Origin of the sequence: Nonomuraea sp. NBC_00507, from assembly GCF_036013525.1 — a bacterium.
Taxonomy (GTDB): Bacteria; Actinomycetota; Actinomycetes; order Streptosporangiales; family Streptosporangiaceae; genus Nonomuraea.
Genome location: NZ_CP107853.1, coordinates 9,021,481 through 9,035,929, shown reverse-complemented (window position 1 = coordinate 9,035,929; position 14,449 = coordinate 9,021,481). Strand labels below are relative to the sequence as shown.

General features: G+C 70.4%; 13 protein-coding genes. 10 read left to right on the top strand and 3 right to left on the bottom strand.

All coding sequences use genetic code 11. The annotated features are described in order from the left end of the window. The first annotated feature begins 178 nt into the window (after nucleotides 1-178). The 6 genes from OHA25_RS43535 to OHA25_RS43510 are packed head-to-tail and all read left to right on the top strand — an operon-like array spanning nucleotide 179 to nucleotide 5,989. Entirely contained in the window at nucleotides 179-1,297 is a 1,119-nt protein-coding gene (locus OHA25_RS43535) for an efflux RND transporter periplasmic adaptor subunit (protein WP_327582759.1), read from the top strand. After that, nucleotides 1,294-2,034, top strand: a complete 741-nt coding sequence (locus OHA25_RS43530; protein ID WP_327582758.1) for an ABC transporter ATP-binding protein — start codon at nucleotides 1,294-1,296, stop codon at nucleotides 2,032-2,034. The genes OHA25_RS43535 and OHA25_RS43530 overlap by 4 nt, the downstream gene beginning before the upstream one ends. Next, entirely contained in the window at nucleotides 2,031-3,296 is a 1,266-nt protein-coding gene (locus tag OHA25_RS43525) for an ABC transporter permease (RefSeq protein ID WP_327582757.1), read from the top strand. Before OHA25_RS43530 ends, OHA25_RS43525 begins: the two co-directional genes overlap by 4 nt. A gap of 22 nt (nucleotides 3,297-3,318) precedes the next feature. Further along, on the top strand, nucleotides 3,319-3,846 hold the full coding sequence (locus OHA25_RS43520) for a hypothetical protein (RefSeq protein WP_327582756.1): 528 nt from the start codon (nucleotides 3,319-3,321) through the stop codon (nucleotides 3,844-3,846). Further along, complete coding sequence (locus tag OHA25_RS43515; protein WP_305918010.1) at nucleotides 3,843-4,538, top strand: response regulator transcription factor; 696 nt, start codon at nucleotides 3,843-3,845, stop codon at nucleotides 4,536-4,538. Before OHA25_RS43520 ends, OHA25_RS43515 begins: the two co-directional genes overlap by 4 nt. Continuing rightward, a complete protein-coding gene (locus OHA25_RS43510) occupies nucleotides 4,535-5,989 on the top strand; it encodes a sensor histidine kinase (RefSeq protein ID WP_327582755.1) in 1,455 nt (484 codons plus the stop codon). Before OHA25_RS43515 ends, OHA25_RS43510 begins: the two co-directional genes overlap by 4 nt. Here the strand turns inward: OHA25_RS43510 and OHA25_RS43505 are convergent. Beyond that, on the bottom strand, nucleotides 5,974-7,350 hold the full coding sequence (locus tag OHA25_RS43505; RefSeq protein ID WP_327582754.1) for an FG-GAP and VCBS repeat-containing protein: 1,377 nt from the start codon (nucleotides 7,348-7,350) through the stop codon (nucleotides 5,974-5,976). The two genes, OHA25_RS43510 and OHA25_RS43505, sit on opposite strands and share 16 nt — an antisense overlap. A 67-nt stretch (nucleotides 7,351-7,417) precedes the next feature. On the opposite strand from OHA25_RS43505, the gene OHA25_RS43500 reads away from it, so the two are divergent. Continuing rightward, nucleotides 7,418-8,647, top strand: coding sequence for a cytochrome P450 (locus OHA25_RS43500; protein ID WP_327582753.1), 1,230 nt, complete (start codon nucleotides 7,418-7,420; stop codon nucleotides 8,645-8,647). On the opposite strand, the gene OHA25_RS43495 is transcribed toward OHA25_RS43500, so the two are convergent. Beyond that, nucleotides 8,644-10,056, bottom strand: coding sequence for an MFS transporter (locus OHA25_RS43495; RefSeq protein WP_327582752.1), 1,413 nt, complete (start codon nucleotides 10,054-10,056; stop codon nucleotides 8,644-8,646). The two genes, OHA25_RS43500 and OHA25_RS43495, sit on opposite strands and share 4 nt — an antisense overlap. Before the next feature lie 57 nt (nucleotides 10,057-10,113). Next, on the bottom strand, nucleotides 10,114-10,719 hold the full coding sequence (locus tag OHA25_RS43490) for a TetR/AcrR family transcriptional regulator (RefSeq protein WP_327582751.1): 606 nt from the start codon (nucleotides 10,717-10,719) through the stop codon (nucleotides 10,114-10,116). A 182-nt stretch (nucleotides 10,720-10,901) separates the two neighbouring features. Here OHA25_RS43490 and OHA25_RS43485 point away from each other — a divergent pair, with 182 nt between their 5' ends. From OHA25_RS43485 to OHA25_RS43475, 3 genes are all read left to right on the top strand, one after another. Beyond that, nucleotides 10,902-11,900 carry a LacI family DNA-binding transcriptional regulator gene (locus tag OHA25_RS43485; RefSeq protein ID WP_327582750.1) on the top strand — a complete coding sequence of 333 codons (999 nt, stop codon included), beginning with the start codon at nucleotides 10,902-10,904 and terminating at the stop codon, nucleotides 11,898-11,900. Beyond that, entirely contained in the window at nucleotides 11,897-13,234 is a 1,338-nt protein-coding gene (locus OHA25_RS43480; RefSeq protein WP_327582749.1) for a glycoside hydrolase family 32 protein, read from the top strand. Before OHA25_RS43485 ends, OHA25_RS43480 begins: the two co-directional genes overlap by 4 nt. Nucleotides 13,235-13,308: 74 nt before the next feature. Beyond that, on the top strand, nucleotides 13,309-14,439 hold the full coding sequence (locus OHA25_RS43475; RefSeq protein ID WP_327582748.1) for a Fic family protein: 1,131 nt from the start codon (nucleotides 13,309-13,311) through the stop codon (nucleotides 14,437-14,439). Nucleotides 14,440-14,449 lie beyond the last annotated feature (10 nt).

The window sequence follows — 14,449 nt, the reverse complement described above, 5'->3', positions numbered from 1 at the left end:
GAAGCAGGTTCGCGGCACGCTGCGAGGAGCCTCAGAGTTCGCTGTGCGTCCGCCCCGGGACCGGCACTGTCAGCGAACGTTCAGCTTGCTCGCGGCTGCGGCGCAGGCTTGTGTGCAAGGGTCACCGCCTGTGAAGGTGTCGAACAGGCGCAGAGCGCGGATGAGCCGCCGGGCGCTGATGACCAACGGAGCCCTGACGGTGCTCCTGCTGGGCGGTGCCGTGCTCGCCTACGGCCAGCTCGGCACGGGACAGGCGGCCGGCGAGACGACCGTGCGCACGGTGACGGCCAGCCGCGGCTCCGTGGTGGCCTCCGTGTCGGCCTCGGGCGCGGTCGCGAGCTCCAAGTCCCGCGCCCTCTCGTTCGGGACGTCCGGGACGGTCGAGAAGATCTACGTGAAGGCCGGCGACAAGGTCGGCAAGGGCGACATCCTGGCCAGGCTCGACGACGACGCCGCCCAGGAGAGCCTGTCGGCGGCCAAGGCCGCGTACGACAGCGCCGTGGCCGACGGGACCGGCACGGCCCAGCTCTACTCCGCCTACATCAAAGCCCGCAACGACTATCGAGAGGCGCGGCGCACCGTAGCGGGCACCGTGCTGAAGGCCCCGTTCGGTGGCACGGTCACGGCGGTGAACGGCTCGGTCGGCGGCAACAGCGGCTCAGGGCAGAGTTCGGGACAAAGCTCCGGGCAGGGCACCGGACAGGCCCAGACCGGCTCCGGGTCGGGATCCAGCGGATTCGTCGAGATCGCCGACACCGGCAAGCTTCAGCTGGTCGCCTCCTTCACCGAAGCCGACGCCGGCAAGCTCAAGCAGGGCCAGGCGGCCACGGTCACGTTCGACGCGCTGCCCGGCGTGCGCGCCACCGGCAAGGTCACCCAGATCGAGCCGGTGGCCGCCACCAGCAACAACGTGGTGCAGTACCCGGTCACGGTCACCTTCACGGAGGTGCCGGGCCAGGTGCGGCTGGGCCAGACCGCCACCGTCGAGGTCGTGGTCGGCCAGGCGGACGACGTCGTCACCGTCCCCTCCACGGCGGTCTCCACCAGCGGCGGGCAGACCACGGTCACTCTGTTCAAGGACGGCAGGCAGACCAGGACCCCGGTGGAGGTCGGGGTGCGCGGCGCGACGCTGACCGAGATCAAGTCGGGCGTGTCCGAGGGTGACCAGATCGTGCCGCCGGCGGCCTCGACCGGCACCACCACCGGCGGCGGCATCCAGCGCCAGTTCGGCGGCGGCGGCTTCCCCGCCGGCGGCCCGGTGCGCAGTGGGGGTGGCATGCAGGGAGGCGGGCAATGACGGCCCCGGACGGCCCCGCGCCGGTCCTGCGCGTCAGGAACCTCGTCAAGGAGTACGGCGAGGGCGATGCCCGGGTCCGCGCCCTGCGCGGCGTCAGCATGGACGTCGAGCGCGGCGACTTCGTCGCCATCATGGGCGCCTCCGGCTCCGGCAAGTCCACGCTCATGAACATCCTCGGCTGCCTGGACGTGCCCACGAGCGGCACGTACCTGATCGACGGCGCCGACGTGGGCCGTCTGGACGAGCACCAGCTCGCCATCCTGCGCAACCGCCGGGTCGGGTTCGTCTTCCAGTCGTTCAACCTGATCCCGCGCATGAGCGCCCTGTCCAACGTGGAGCTGCCGCTCGTGTACGGCGGCGTCGGCCTGGCCGAGCGGCGCGCCCGGGCGCTGGCCGCGCTGGAGCAGGTCGGCCTGGCCGACCGCGTGCACCACGAGCCGAACCAGCTCTCCGGCGGCCAGCAGCAGCGCGTCGCCGTCGCCAGGGCGCTGGTCACCGCCCCGGCCCTGCTGCTGGCCGACGAGCCGACCGGCAACCTCGACACCGCCTCCACCGGCGACGTGCTGCAGATCATGGACCGGCTCAGCGACTCCGGCCGCACGATCGTGCTCATCACCCATGAGGACGACGTGGCTGCGCACGCCAAGCGAGTGGTCAGGCTGGTGGACGGGGAGATCGTCGAAGACCGCCGGCAGGCGCCCGTGGACGGCCCGCCCCCGAGGATGGCGGCCCGGTGAACCAGCTCGAAATCCTCCGCTTCGCGCTGCGCGGCCTGCTGGCCAACAAGATGCGCAGCTCGCTCACCACGCTCGGCATCCTCATCGGCGTGGCCGCCGTCATCATGCTGGTGGCCGTCGGCGAGGGCTCCTCGCGCAGCATCCAGCAGAACATCCAGCGCCTCGGCGCGAACACGCTGACGATCTCCCCTTCCTTCTCCGGAGGCGGGGGCGGGGGCGGTGGCGGGGGAGCAGGCGCGGGCATGCGGACGCAGGGCGGCAACACCGGCCCCCGCACCCAGGCCAGGCAGCTCAGCCTGGCCGACGCCAAGGCGCTGACCGACAAGACGCTCGCGCCCTCGGTCAAGAGCGTCTCGCCCGTGGTCACCCCCGCCTCCTCGACCGCCGCGTACGGGGCCGCCAGCCACACGATCGCCCAGTTCGTCGGCACGTACCCGAGCTACTTCGAGGCCACGAACAAGCCCGTGGCGAAGGGCACGTACTTCTTCAACGACGACGTGCTGGCCGCCAGGAAGGTCGTGGTGCTCGGCCAGACCGTCGTGGAGGAGCTGTTCGGGACCGTCGACCCGATCGGCAAGCAGGTCAGCGTGTCCGGCGTGCCGTTCACGGTCGTCGGCGTGCTGAAGGAGGCCGGGTCCACCGGCATGCAGGACGCCGACGACGTGGCCGTCGCGCCGCTGCCGGCCGTGCAGCAGAGCCTGAGCGGGTTCGGCTCGCTCAGCTCGATCGTCGTCCAGGCGACCGGGGCCGCGACCACCACGACGGCCCAGTCGGAGGTCACGGCTATCCTCAACCAACGACATGGCATCACCAACGACAACCCGGACTACCGCCTGCTCAACCAGGCCACGTTGCAGGAGACCGTCAGCGCGGCGACCGGTACCTTCACCGTGCTGCTCGGCGCCGTCGCCGCGATCTCGCTGCTGGTGGGCGGCATCGGCATCACCAACATCATGCTGGTGACCGTCACGGAGCGCACCCGCGAGATCGGCATCCGCAAGGCGATCGGCGCGCCCAGGAGCGCCATCCTGGGCCAGTTCCTGCTGGAGGCCACGTTGCTGAGTCTGGTCGGCGGGCTGTCGGGGGTGCTGGTGGCGTTCCTGGGGACCAGATTCACGATCGCCGGCATCGAGCCCGTCCTGGTGCCGTCGTCGGTCGCGCTGGCGCTGGGCGTGTCAGTGGGGATCGGGCTGTTCTTCGGCAGTTATCCCGCCAACCGGGCGGCCAAGCTCAGGCCGATCCAGGCCCTGCGCCATGAGTAGGGCGCCACGTAAGGAGATGCACATGGCCCAGCTCGACTCCTCGCCGTACCCCGAGGACCTGCGCGAGGAGCTCGCCGTCCAGCCCCGCGCGGGCCTGTCGAAGCTCACACTGACGCTGGCCGCCGGCGTCGTGCTGGTGGCGGGGATCATCATCGGCATCCAGGCCGGCAAGCTGACCGGCGGCTCGGCCGGCACCTCGGCAGCCCAGCTGCGCGCCGGAGGAATGCAACAGGCGCCCCAGGGGTACGGCCCCGCGGGAGTGCAGCAGGCGCCCCCCGGGTACGGCGGCCGGCAGGGCGGCTTCGCCCAGCGCATGGGCGGCGGCACGATCGGGACCGTGGAGAAGGTGGAGGGCGGCACGATCTACGTCAAGATCATGGACGGCTCCACCATCACCGTCACCACCACCGACCAGACCACCGTCCAGATCGCCAAGCCGGGCAAGGTGTCCGACCTGCAGGCGGGCAGCACGATCACGGTACGCGGCCGCCAGGGCGACGACGGCTCCGTGGCCGCGGCCTCGATCACCCAGGGAGGCGGCCCGCGATGAGCCGCGAGCCCGAGGCCAGGCTCCTGGTGGTCGACGACGAGCCCAACATCAGGGAGCTGTTCTCGGCCAGCCTGCGCATGGCCGGGTTCGAGGTGCTGACCGCCGCCGACGGCATGGAGGCGCTGCGGGTGGCCGAGGAGAGCTCGCCGGACCTGGTGATGCTCGACGTGATGCTGCCCGACCTTGACGGCCTGGCGGTCGCGGGCAGGCTGCGGTCCCGCGGCCGCCGGGTCCCCGTGCTCTTCGTGACCGCCAAGGACGCGCCCGAAGACAGGATCGCCGGGCTGGGGCTCGGCGAGGACTACGTGACCAAGCCGTTCAGCCTGGAAGAGGTCATCGCCCGGATCCGGGCGGTGCTGCGCAGGACCCGGCGCGGTACTCCGCCGCCGAACCGGCTGCAGGTGGCCGACCTGGAGCTGGATGAGGAGACCCACGAGGTCTGGCGGGACGGCATCCCCGTGAAGTTGTCGCCGACGGAGTTCAGGCTGCTGCAGTACTTCATGCTCAACGTGGGCCGGGTGCTGTCCAAGACGCAGATCCTCGACCACGTCTGGAACGGCGACTGGCGCACCGACGTCGGCCTCGTCGAGTCGTACGTCTCCTACCTGCGCAGGAAAGTGGACACCGGCGAGCGCAAATACCTGCACACGCTGCGCGGAGTCGGCTACATCCTGCGCCCGCCCCGCGTATGAGGAAATATCTGGCGCGGACTCCGCTCTGGCTGCGGCTGGTCTCGGCCACCCTGCTGCTGGTCACCCTCGCCATCACCCTGACCGGCCTGTTCGCCGCATGGCTGCTGCGGGGCTACCTCGTCGACCGCGTCGACCAGCAACTGCGTGCCGCCAGCACCCCGCGCGACATGCCCCCGCCGCCCGAGCCGCGCCCGGCGCGCCCGGAACGTTTCTTCGGGCTGTTCCACGTCGTGGTGCTGAACGCGAACGGCGCCACGATCAGGACGCTCAGCGAGTCGACCGACGAGCACGTCCCCGCCCTGCCCCGGCTGGCCGCCGCCGACGTGCGCGCGCTCCAGGGCCGCCCGTTCACCGTTGAGTCGCGGGCGGCGGGCGGCCCGAGCTGGCGGGTCGTCGCCGCGCCCGGGCGCGAGGGCCAGAGCCGGGTGATCGCCGTCAATCTGGGCGACGTGGACGCCACGGTCTCGCAGCTCGCCCTCATCGTGGCGGTGGCCGGCGGCGGCACGCTGATCGTGCTCGGCGTCGTCTGCCATTGGCTGGTACGCCGCAGCCTGCGCCCGCTGCGCGACATCGCGCGGACGGCCAAGGACATCGCGGGCGGCGACCTGTCGCGCCGCGTGCCGCTCTGGGCGGCCACCACCGAGGTCGGCAAGCTCGGCCGCTCGCTCAACACCATGCTCGCCCGGATCGAGTCGGCAGCGCGGGAACGGGAGGAGGCGGCCGAGTCCGCCCGCCGCTCCGCCACGGCCGCCAGGCGCTCGGAAGAGCTGATGCGCCGGTTCATGGCCGACGCCTCCCACGAGCTGCGCACACCGCTGACGTCGATCAGGGGGTTCGCGGAGCTCTACCGGCTGGGGGAGGAGCGCGACCTGGACGAGGCCGTACGGCTGCTGAGCCGCATCGAGGGGCAGGCGGCGCGGATGGGGCTGCTGATGGAGGACATGCTGCTGCTCGCCCGGCTGGACCAGCGGCGCGAGCTGGCCATGCGGCCTGTGGACCTGCTGAGCCTGGCGGCCACGGCGGTGATCGACGCCCAGACGCTGGCCCCCGACCGGCGGATCGAGCTGGTACGGCTGTTCGCGGGAGAAGGCGATGTGGTGGTGATCGGGGACGAGCCGCGGCTCGGGCAGGTGGTCGGCAACCTCGTGACCAACGCGCTCACCCACACCCCGGCGGGCACGGCGTTCCAGGTGCGGGTCGGCGTGGACGGCGACCAGGCCGTGGTGGAGGTGGCCGACGAAGGGCCCGGGTTCCCGCCGGACGTGGCGGAGCGGGTGTTCGAGCGGTTCTACCGGGCCGACCCGGCACGCGGCGCCGGCGGGTCGGGACTGGGGTTGTCGATCGCGGCGACCCTGGTGGAGGCCCACGGCGGGATCGTCACCGCGGAGTCCGAGCCCGGCAAGGGCGCCCTGTTCCGGGTGATCCTTCCGGTGACTCAGCCGATGGCGTAGCCGAACAGGCCGGTGCCCTTGCTGAGCTGGCGGACCTTGCCCAGCCGCAGACCCGGCTTCCTGGAGCCCGGCGCGTACATGACCAGCCCCTGGTCCGGCGCCGCCACCACCAGCCCGTACAGCGGCCGGCGCTTCTCCAGCGGCCGGTAGCGCTCGCCCAGGGGCAGCGCGGCCATTGAGGCGCCGAAGTCCCGCCCCTTGCCCTTGATCAGCAGGTTCCCGACCCTGGTCAGCCCGCCGGAGGACCGGCCCATCAGCACCTGGACCGCCCGCTCGCCGGGCACGCCGATGGCCAGCTCGTCCCTGCCGTCGCCGTTGAAGTCCCCGGCGGCCAGCGACGCGCCGAACCGGTCGTAGTAACGGGGCTTGCCGTCGAGCGTGTTCTGCGACCAGGCCTCGGTCTTGTCGGTGCGCAGCCCGTTGCGGGAGCCGTACAGGACGTCCACGGTGCCGTCACCGTAGTCCAGGGCGCGCTGGTTCTTGGTGATGCCCTCCCCGGGCACGCCGATGGCCAGGTCGGCCTTGCCGTCGCCGTTGAAGTCCCCGGTGGCCAGCGCCGCGCCGAACCCGTCCCACTTCTCCGAGGCGCCCTTGATGCCCGGGCTGCTCTGGGTGAGCTGCCGCGCCCGCTCACCCCGTACGTCGATCACCGTCACCGAACCCTGCCCGTCCAGCGTGACGCTGTCGGCAGGCGCCCCGACGGCCAGCTCGTCACGCCCGTCCCCGTCGAAGTCCCCGGTCGCGAGCGAGGCGCCCCACTGGTCGGTCACGTTCGCCGCCTGCCGCACCCACGGCGTCTTCTGCGTGATCTGGTACGGCTTGCGGCCCTTCATCCAGTACACCGTCACCGCGCCACCCGACCGGTGGCTGGGCGCACCCACGACGAGCTCGTCCCGCCCGTCTCCGTCGAGATCCCCGGCGGCCAGCGAGGCCCCGAACCGGTCGCTGGACGGCTTCGCGACCGCCAGCTCCTTGCCCTTGACCAGACCGTCCACGGACCCGCTGAAGAGCTGGACGACCCCGTTCCCGTCGGCGCCGGAGATCCGCTCCCCGGCGAACTCCTCCGACACCCCGACGGCCAGGTCGGCGCACTTGTCGCCGTTGAAGTCGCCGACGGCCAGCGCCGATCCGAACGAGTCGCCCGGCTCCGCGCCGTCCTGGGCGAGCTTCACCTTCTTCCCCGACCCATACATGACGGTCACCGAACCGGCCCGCGCGTTGTCGTAGGGGGCGGCCACGGCGAGGTCGGGACGGCTGTCGCCGTCGAAGTCGAGAGGATGCCCGCCGCACGAGCGGGCGGCGGCGGGAGTGGCGCCGGAAGCGAGGGGCAGAACCAGGCAGGCGGCGAGCAGCGCATTCATACTTGCAGGTATGTCCGGCCCGCACGAACCCGGCTTTAACACCATGGGAACGTGCCAGGATAGACGGGTGGACATCGACCTCGCTGATCTGGATTTCTGGCGCAGGCCGCTCAAAGAGCGGAATGAGGCGTTCGCCCGGCTCCGGCAATTAGAGCATCCGGTGTTCTTCCCGGAGAAGAAGGTGCCGCTCCTGCGCTCCGGCAAGGGCTTCTACGCGCTCGTACGGCACGCGGACGTGGTCGAGGCCAGCCGCAACGCCAAGATCTTCTCCAGCGAGCCGGCGGTCACCAACCCGGAGCCGCCCGGCTGGGTGAAGCAGGTGTTCGGCGAATCGATGGTCAACATGGACGACCCGCGCCACGCCCGCCTGCGCCGCATCGTCACCCGCTCCTTCAGCCCCAAGATGCTGGCCGGCCTGCAGAGCGACATCGAGGCCGCCTGCGCCCGCATCGTCGACGACGTCGTCAAGGACGGCCCCCGCGACTTCGTCACCCAGGTCGCCGCCCGCCTGCCGATTCACGTCATCTGCGACATGCTCGACATCCCGCAGGAGCTGCGGGCCAAGGTCCACCAGCACGTCGACGTCTCCACCGCCTACACCGGCGTACGCCCCAGCCTGGCCCGCAGCGTCCAGATGGCCGGCCAGAACATGCTGGCCCTGCTGGCGTTGCAGCGCATGGTCATCAAGCTCGGCCACGAACGCGTCGCCGACCCCAAGGGCGATCTCGTGTCCCTCCTGGTCAACGCCAACCCCGACGGGGAGAAGCTGACCGACAAGGAGCTCGGCTCCTTCTTCGCGCTGCTGCTGGTCGCCGGCAACGAGACCGCCCGCAACACGATGGCGCACGGCATCAAGCTCCTCACCGACAACCCGGCGCAGCGCGAGCTGCTCATGAGCGACTTCGGCACGCACATCAACGCGGCCATCGAGGAGATGGTCCGCTACGTCTCGCCCATCATGCAGTTCCGCCGCACGGTCACCGAGGACTATTCGCTGCGCGGCCTGGAGCTGAAGAAGGGCGACAAGGTCGTGTTGTTCTACGGCTCCGCCAACCGGGACGAGTCGGTCTTCCCCGACCCGGACACGTTCGACATCACCCGCGACACCAAGCCGCACGTCGGCTTCGGCGGCCCGGGACCGCACTTCTGCCTGGGCGCGAACCTGGCCAGGCAGGAGATGCGCACGATGTTCCGCGAGCTGCTGACCCGGCTCCCCGGCGTCCGCTCGGTCGGCGAGCCCGAGCTGCTGCTGTCGAACTTCGACAACAGCGTCCGCAGCCAGGCGTTCGCCTTCTAGTCCTCGGCCGCCAGCACGTTTTCCCTGATCGTGACGAACGTGATCAGCGCCGACACCACCATCATCCCGGCACTGATCAGCATCGCCATCCGGAACCCGGCGTCGAACACCGGCGGATTCTGGAACGCGTCGCCCACCAGCCCGACCAGCGGCGGCACCGCGGCCACGGCGAGCAGGCTGCCGGTGCGGGCGACCGCGTTGTTGACGCCGCTGGCGGTGCCCGCATACCGCTCGTCGGCGGTGGCCAGGACGGTCGCCGTCAGCGGCGCGACCGCCGCCGACAGCCCGAGCCCGAAGACGGACACCGCGGGCAGGACCTGCAGCACGTAGGAGGCGTCCGGACCGATCGTGCTCATCCAGAGGAACCCGCAGCCCGCGATCAGGATCCCGATGGTCATCGGCAGGCGCGGCCCGTAGCGCTTGGCGATGTCACCCGCCCTGGCCGACAGCACGATCATCAGAATCGTGGTCGGCAACATGGCGAGGCCCGCCGCGATGGGCGAGAACCCGGACACCACCTGCAACTGCACGACCAGCAGGAAGAACACCACGCCCATGGCCGCGTACATGATCAGTGTCACCACGTTCACCGCCGAGAACACGTGGTTCTTGAAGATCCCCACCGGCACCAGCGCGTCCGGCGACCTGCGGATCTCCAGCACCACGAACGCGGCCGCCAGCGCCAGCCCGGCCAGCAACGGGACCAGGGCACCCGTCTCGATCAGCCCGTACGTGATGCCGGCCAGCGCCAGCGCCGCCAGCACCGACCCCAGCACGTCGAAGCGCCCCGCCGCCTGCTCGTCCCTGCTCTCGGGCACGTGCCGCAGCGCGACCAGCACCACCACCAGCGCGAACGGCAGGTTGATCAGGAACGCCCACCGCCACCCCACCGTCTGCACCAGCCACCCGCCGAGCAGTGGCCCGATCGCGGCGGCCACCCCGCCGAGCCCCGACCATGCCCCGACCGCCCGCGGCCGGTCGTGCCTCACGAACGACGCCTGAATGATCGCCAGCGACCCCGGCGTCAGCAGCGCCCCGCCGATGCCCTGCAGGGCCCGGGCCGCGATCAGGACCTCGATGTTCGGCGCCAGCCCGCACAGCGCGGACGCCACGGCGAACCACACCGTGCCGACGAGGAAGACCCTCCGCCGGCCATAGCGGTCGCCGAGGGACCCGCCCAGGAGAATCAGCCCGGCGAGGGTGAGCGTGTAGGCGTTGATCGTCCACTGCAGGCCGTCCATGCCCGCGTCGAGTTCCTCGCCCAGAAAGGGCAGTGCGACGTTGACCACGGTGCTGTCGAGCAGCGCGAGTCCGGACCCGAGGACGGTCGCCAGTAACACCCACCGGCCGCTCGCCGACTTCAGCTCCAGGTGCTCGCCGTTGTGGAGCTCTTTGGGGCCCAATGTCATGGGCCCCATAGTGTCATCGTGCCTGACGCGGCCAGGCTGCCGGGGCGGCAGAAGCGGTCAGGTGGCGGATCGGCTGCCGAGCGCCCGCAACACGAACTCGCACACCAGCGCCTGCGCCGCCTCCACCGTGACGGCCCCGCTGATGAGCGGTACCCGCTCGGCCCCGATGACGGCCAGGACCATGCGGGCGGTGGCAGCGACATCGACCACCCGGAAGTCGCCCGACGCCGTGCCGCTCTCCAGGATCTCCACCAGAATGCGTTGCATGGGCGCGACATGCTCGGCCAACTGCTGGTATGCGTCCGGCCCCAGCGCCGCACTGAGATCGGCGGCCCCAGGATGCGGATGCGCCAGCAACCCGGCCAGCTGCAGCCGCACGAACGCCCGCAACCGATCCGCCGGCGAGGCGCCCTCCGCCAGCTCCCGCTCGTAGCTGTCGATGAAGTATTGGGTCACCCGTTCGGTGAACGCCAGCAGCAACGCGGCCTTGTCCGGAAAGTAGTTGTACAGCACCGTCCGGGTGATCCCGGCCTCCGCGGCCACGTCCGTCAGGGAGATGCCGTCGATGCCCTGCACGCGGGCCAGGCGCGAGACGGCCTGCAGGATGCGGTCACGCGTCTGAGCGCGGTGCTCGCCGATCGTGGCGGCCGAGATGCGGGGCATAGGCCCATGGTAGGCCGAGCCGGGCTGATCGCCGCGGGCTCCCGGTCCTCACATCACGGGTGGGCCGCCCGTTGTAACAGTCTGGTCACGTCCGATGCCTCCCTCTCGACACCGGGGAAACCACTGCTCAACAATCACGTCAATCGTTCTACGTAAATCGTTTGACGCGAGAGGAGCGGCTGGTGGCGACCCTGAAGGACGTGGCGACGAGAGCCGGCGTTTCGGTCTCCACCGTGTCGCTCGTCATGAACGGCAGGGACGCCGGGCGGGTCAAGCCGGCCATCGGTGAGCGCGTCAGGCGCGCGGCGGCCGAGCTCGGCTACGCGCCCAACCTGCTCGCCCGCAGTTTGCGCACCCGTCAGACCAACACCATTGGCCTGCTGTCGGACATGGTGGCCAGCACGGCGTTCGCGGGCCGGATGCTCAAGGGCGCCCAGGAGGCGGCGTGGGAGCAGGGCTGCCTGCTGCTGCTCATCGACACGGGCGGCAACGCCGAGATGGAGCAGAGCGCGGTGCGGGCACTGGTCCAGCGCAATGTCGACGCGCTGATCTACGCCTCGATGTACCACCGCGAGATCGAGCTGCCGGAGATCCCCGAAGGACTGCCGCTGATCGTGCTGGACGGGCGGCCCGTCGAGGGGGACGTCGACTGGGTGGTGCCCGACGAGCGCGGCGGCGCGCGGGCCGCGGTGGAGCACCTGAGGGCCGCCGGGCACACCCGGGTCGGGTTCTGCACGGTCGATGAGGACATACCGGCCGCCCACCAGCGGCTGGAAGCGTACCGAGACACGCTCGGCGGGCATTTCGAACCGTCGCTGGTGATGCGTGGGACGACCGGAGACGCCCACAGCGGGCAGTGGGCGGCGCGGGAGCTGCTGTCGCGGCCCGATCGGCCGACCGCGCTGTTCTGCTACAACGACCGCGTGGCGATGGGGGCTTACCGGGCCGCCCGCCACCTGGGGCTCGCCGTACCGGGCGAGGTGTCGATCGTCGGTTTCGACGACCAGGAGCACATCGCCGACTCACTGGAGCCCGGGCTGACCACCGTCGCCCTGCCGCACTACGAAATGGGCGCCTGGGCGGCGTCCCGCCTGCTGAGCAGGGCCGAGGGCGACGCGACCGAGCACAAGCTCATGCCATGCCCGCTGGTCGTCCGCGACTCGGTGGCGGTGCCGCGGTGACGCCGCACCGTCCGCGGCTGCACTACACGCCCGTGCGCAACTGGATGAACGACCCCAACGGCCTGGTCTGGCACGACGGCGAGTACCACCTCTTCTACCAGTACAACCCCTACGGGAACGACTGGGGGAACATGTCGTGGGGACACGCCGTCAGCACCGACCTGGTCCACTGGGAGGAACTCGGCGTCGCGATCGAGGCCACCGACGACGAGCACGTCTTCTCCGGGAGCGCCGTGATCGACCACGACGGAACCATGGTCGCCGTCTACACCGGCTACTACCCCGCGTCGGGGCTGCAGGCGCAGTCGCTGGCCCGCAGCACCGACCGGGGCAGGACGTGGACCCGCCACCCGGGCAACCCCGTCCTCGACATCGGCTCCAAGGAGTTCCGCGACCCCAAGGTCTTCTGGTACGGCCCAGGGGGCTACTGGGTCATGGCCGTCGTGCTGGCCCTGGAGTGGAAGGTGAGCTTCTACCGCTCCGGCGACCTGCTCTCCTGGACGTGGCTGAGCGACTTCGGACCTGACGGATCCGTAGACGGCGTCTGGGAAGTGCCCGACCTGTTCGAGCTGGACGGCAGGTGGGTGCTGGTCGTCAGCCTCAATCCCGGCGGGCCGGCCGGCGGCTCCGGCGTCCAATACTTCGTGGGCCGCTTCGACGGCGTCACCTTCACCAGCGACTGGCCGGCCTCCTGGGCGGACCACGGCCGTGACTTCTACGCCGCGGTCTCGTGGAATCACACCCCGGACGGGCGGCGCCGCTGGATCGGCTGGATGAGCAACTGGGATGACGCCGCCGCCCACCCCACCGATCCCTGGCGTGGGGCGCAGAGTCTGCCGCGCGAGCTCCTGCTGGAGGACATCGGCGGCCGCCCGCGCCTGGTGCAGCGGCCCGTGGCCGCCCTCCAGGCGCTGCGCTCGACCGACGCCGTCCACCTCGCCGATCTGAACGTCCCGCCCGGCGTCACGTTCCGTCCCGTGCCCGAGGGGGCGCTGGAGATCACGGCGGAGTTCGAGCCGGGTACGGCGGAGCGGTTCGGGCTGGTGATCCACGAGGGACTGCGCATCGGGTACGACGTCGTCCGTGGCGAGGCGTTCGTGGACGGGACGCCCAGCGGCAGGCACGCCGCCCCGCTCTCCGCGGATGGCCTGCGCCTGACCGCCATCGTGGACACCTCCTCGGTCGAGGTCTTCTTCGACCGCGGTCAGGTCGTCTTCACCGAACAGGTCTTCTTCGGCCCCGGCTCGCCCTGCGTGGGCCTGTTCGCCGACAGCGGCACGGCGCTGCTGCGATCGGCGACCATCCACTCACTGGCCTCCATCTGGGACGAATGACGATCATATCGGGCACATATGGTTAAATCATTCGGTCACTTGAATGGATGATTGATTCGTGCTTTCATGGGTTCATGCTCTACGGCACTCCCGCACTCGAGCCGGCCGACAAGACGGTGCTGGCCGAGATCGAGGACATGCGGCAAGATCTCAAATACCGCCTCGCTGAAACGCACCGGTGGGACGGCCAGCTCCGCAGACAACTCCAGGCACGGGCGATCCAAGGATCGAACTCTATCGAGGGCTACAAGGCCAGCGTCGAGGACATTCAGTCGATCATGGTCGGCGACGAGCCTCTTGAGGCATCCGCCGCCATCGCGAAGGAAATCGCCGGCTACCAGCAGACTCTGACCTATATCGGGATGCTGTCGCGCGCTTCCGTGTTCCGTTACGACGTGGGCATGCTCAACGCGCTGAACTTCATGATGATCGGCCATCACCGCAACAAAACTCCTGGAGTGATACGGCCGGGAGGCATCTATGTCCGGGATTCGAGCACAGGAGAAGTGGTTTACGAAGGACCGGATGTCGAGCTGGTCGAAGGGCTCCTGGACGAGCTGGTCCTCTGGCTCAACGAGGGCGACCTGGAGGCGCCGAGCTATGTGCGGGCCGCGATGGCCCACTTCAATCTCGTCAGCATCCACCCGTGGCGCGATGGAAACGGCCGGATGTCGCGTGCCCTGCAGACCTTGGTCCTGGGCCGGGACCAGATCATGACGCCTGAGTTTTCCTCTATTGAGGAATGGCTCGGTGAGCAGCGCACCACCTTTGAGTACTACGACATGCTCGGCGAGGTCCAACAGCGGCGGTGGAGCCCGCACGGCGACACCCTGGAGTGGGTGCGCTTCTGCCTGAGAGCGCACCACATGCAGGCGCAGCGGGTGCGCCGGCGCCTCGCCGAGGCCGGCGAGATCTGGATGCTGCTGGAGGAGCAGGTCGACGCGGCCGGCCTCAATACACGCTGCGTCTCGGCGCTCTACGAGGCCTTCGTGAGCAGGCGGCTGCGCCGCAGCAGATATCAGTCCGACGAGGGCCTCAGCCAGGGCCAGGCCGCCCGCGACTTGCGGGATCTCGCCGCCAAGGGCTGGCTCCAGCCGTACGGCGAGACGAAGGGCCGCTACTACGAGGCCGGCCCGCGGATGGCCGAGCTGAAAGCGGACTTCGCCGAGCGGGTCACCCCCTTGCGGGACCCCTATCGAAGCTGATCGGGCGACC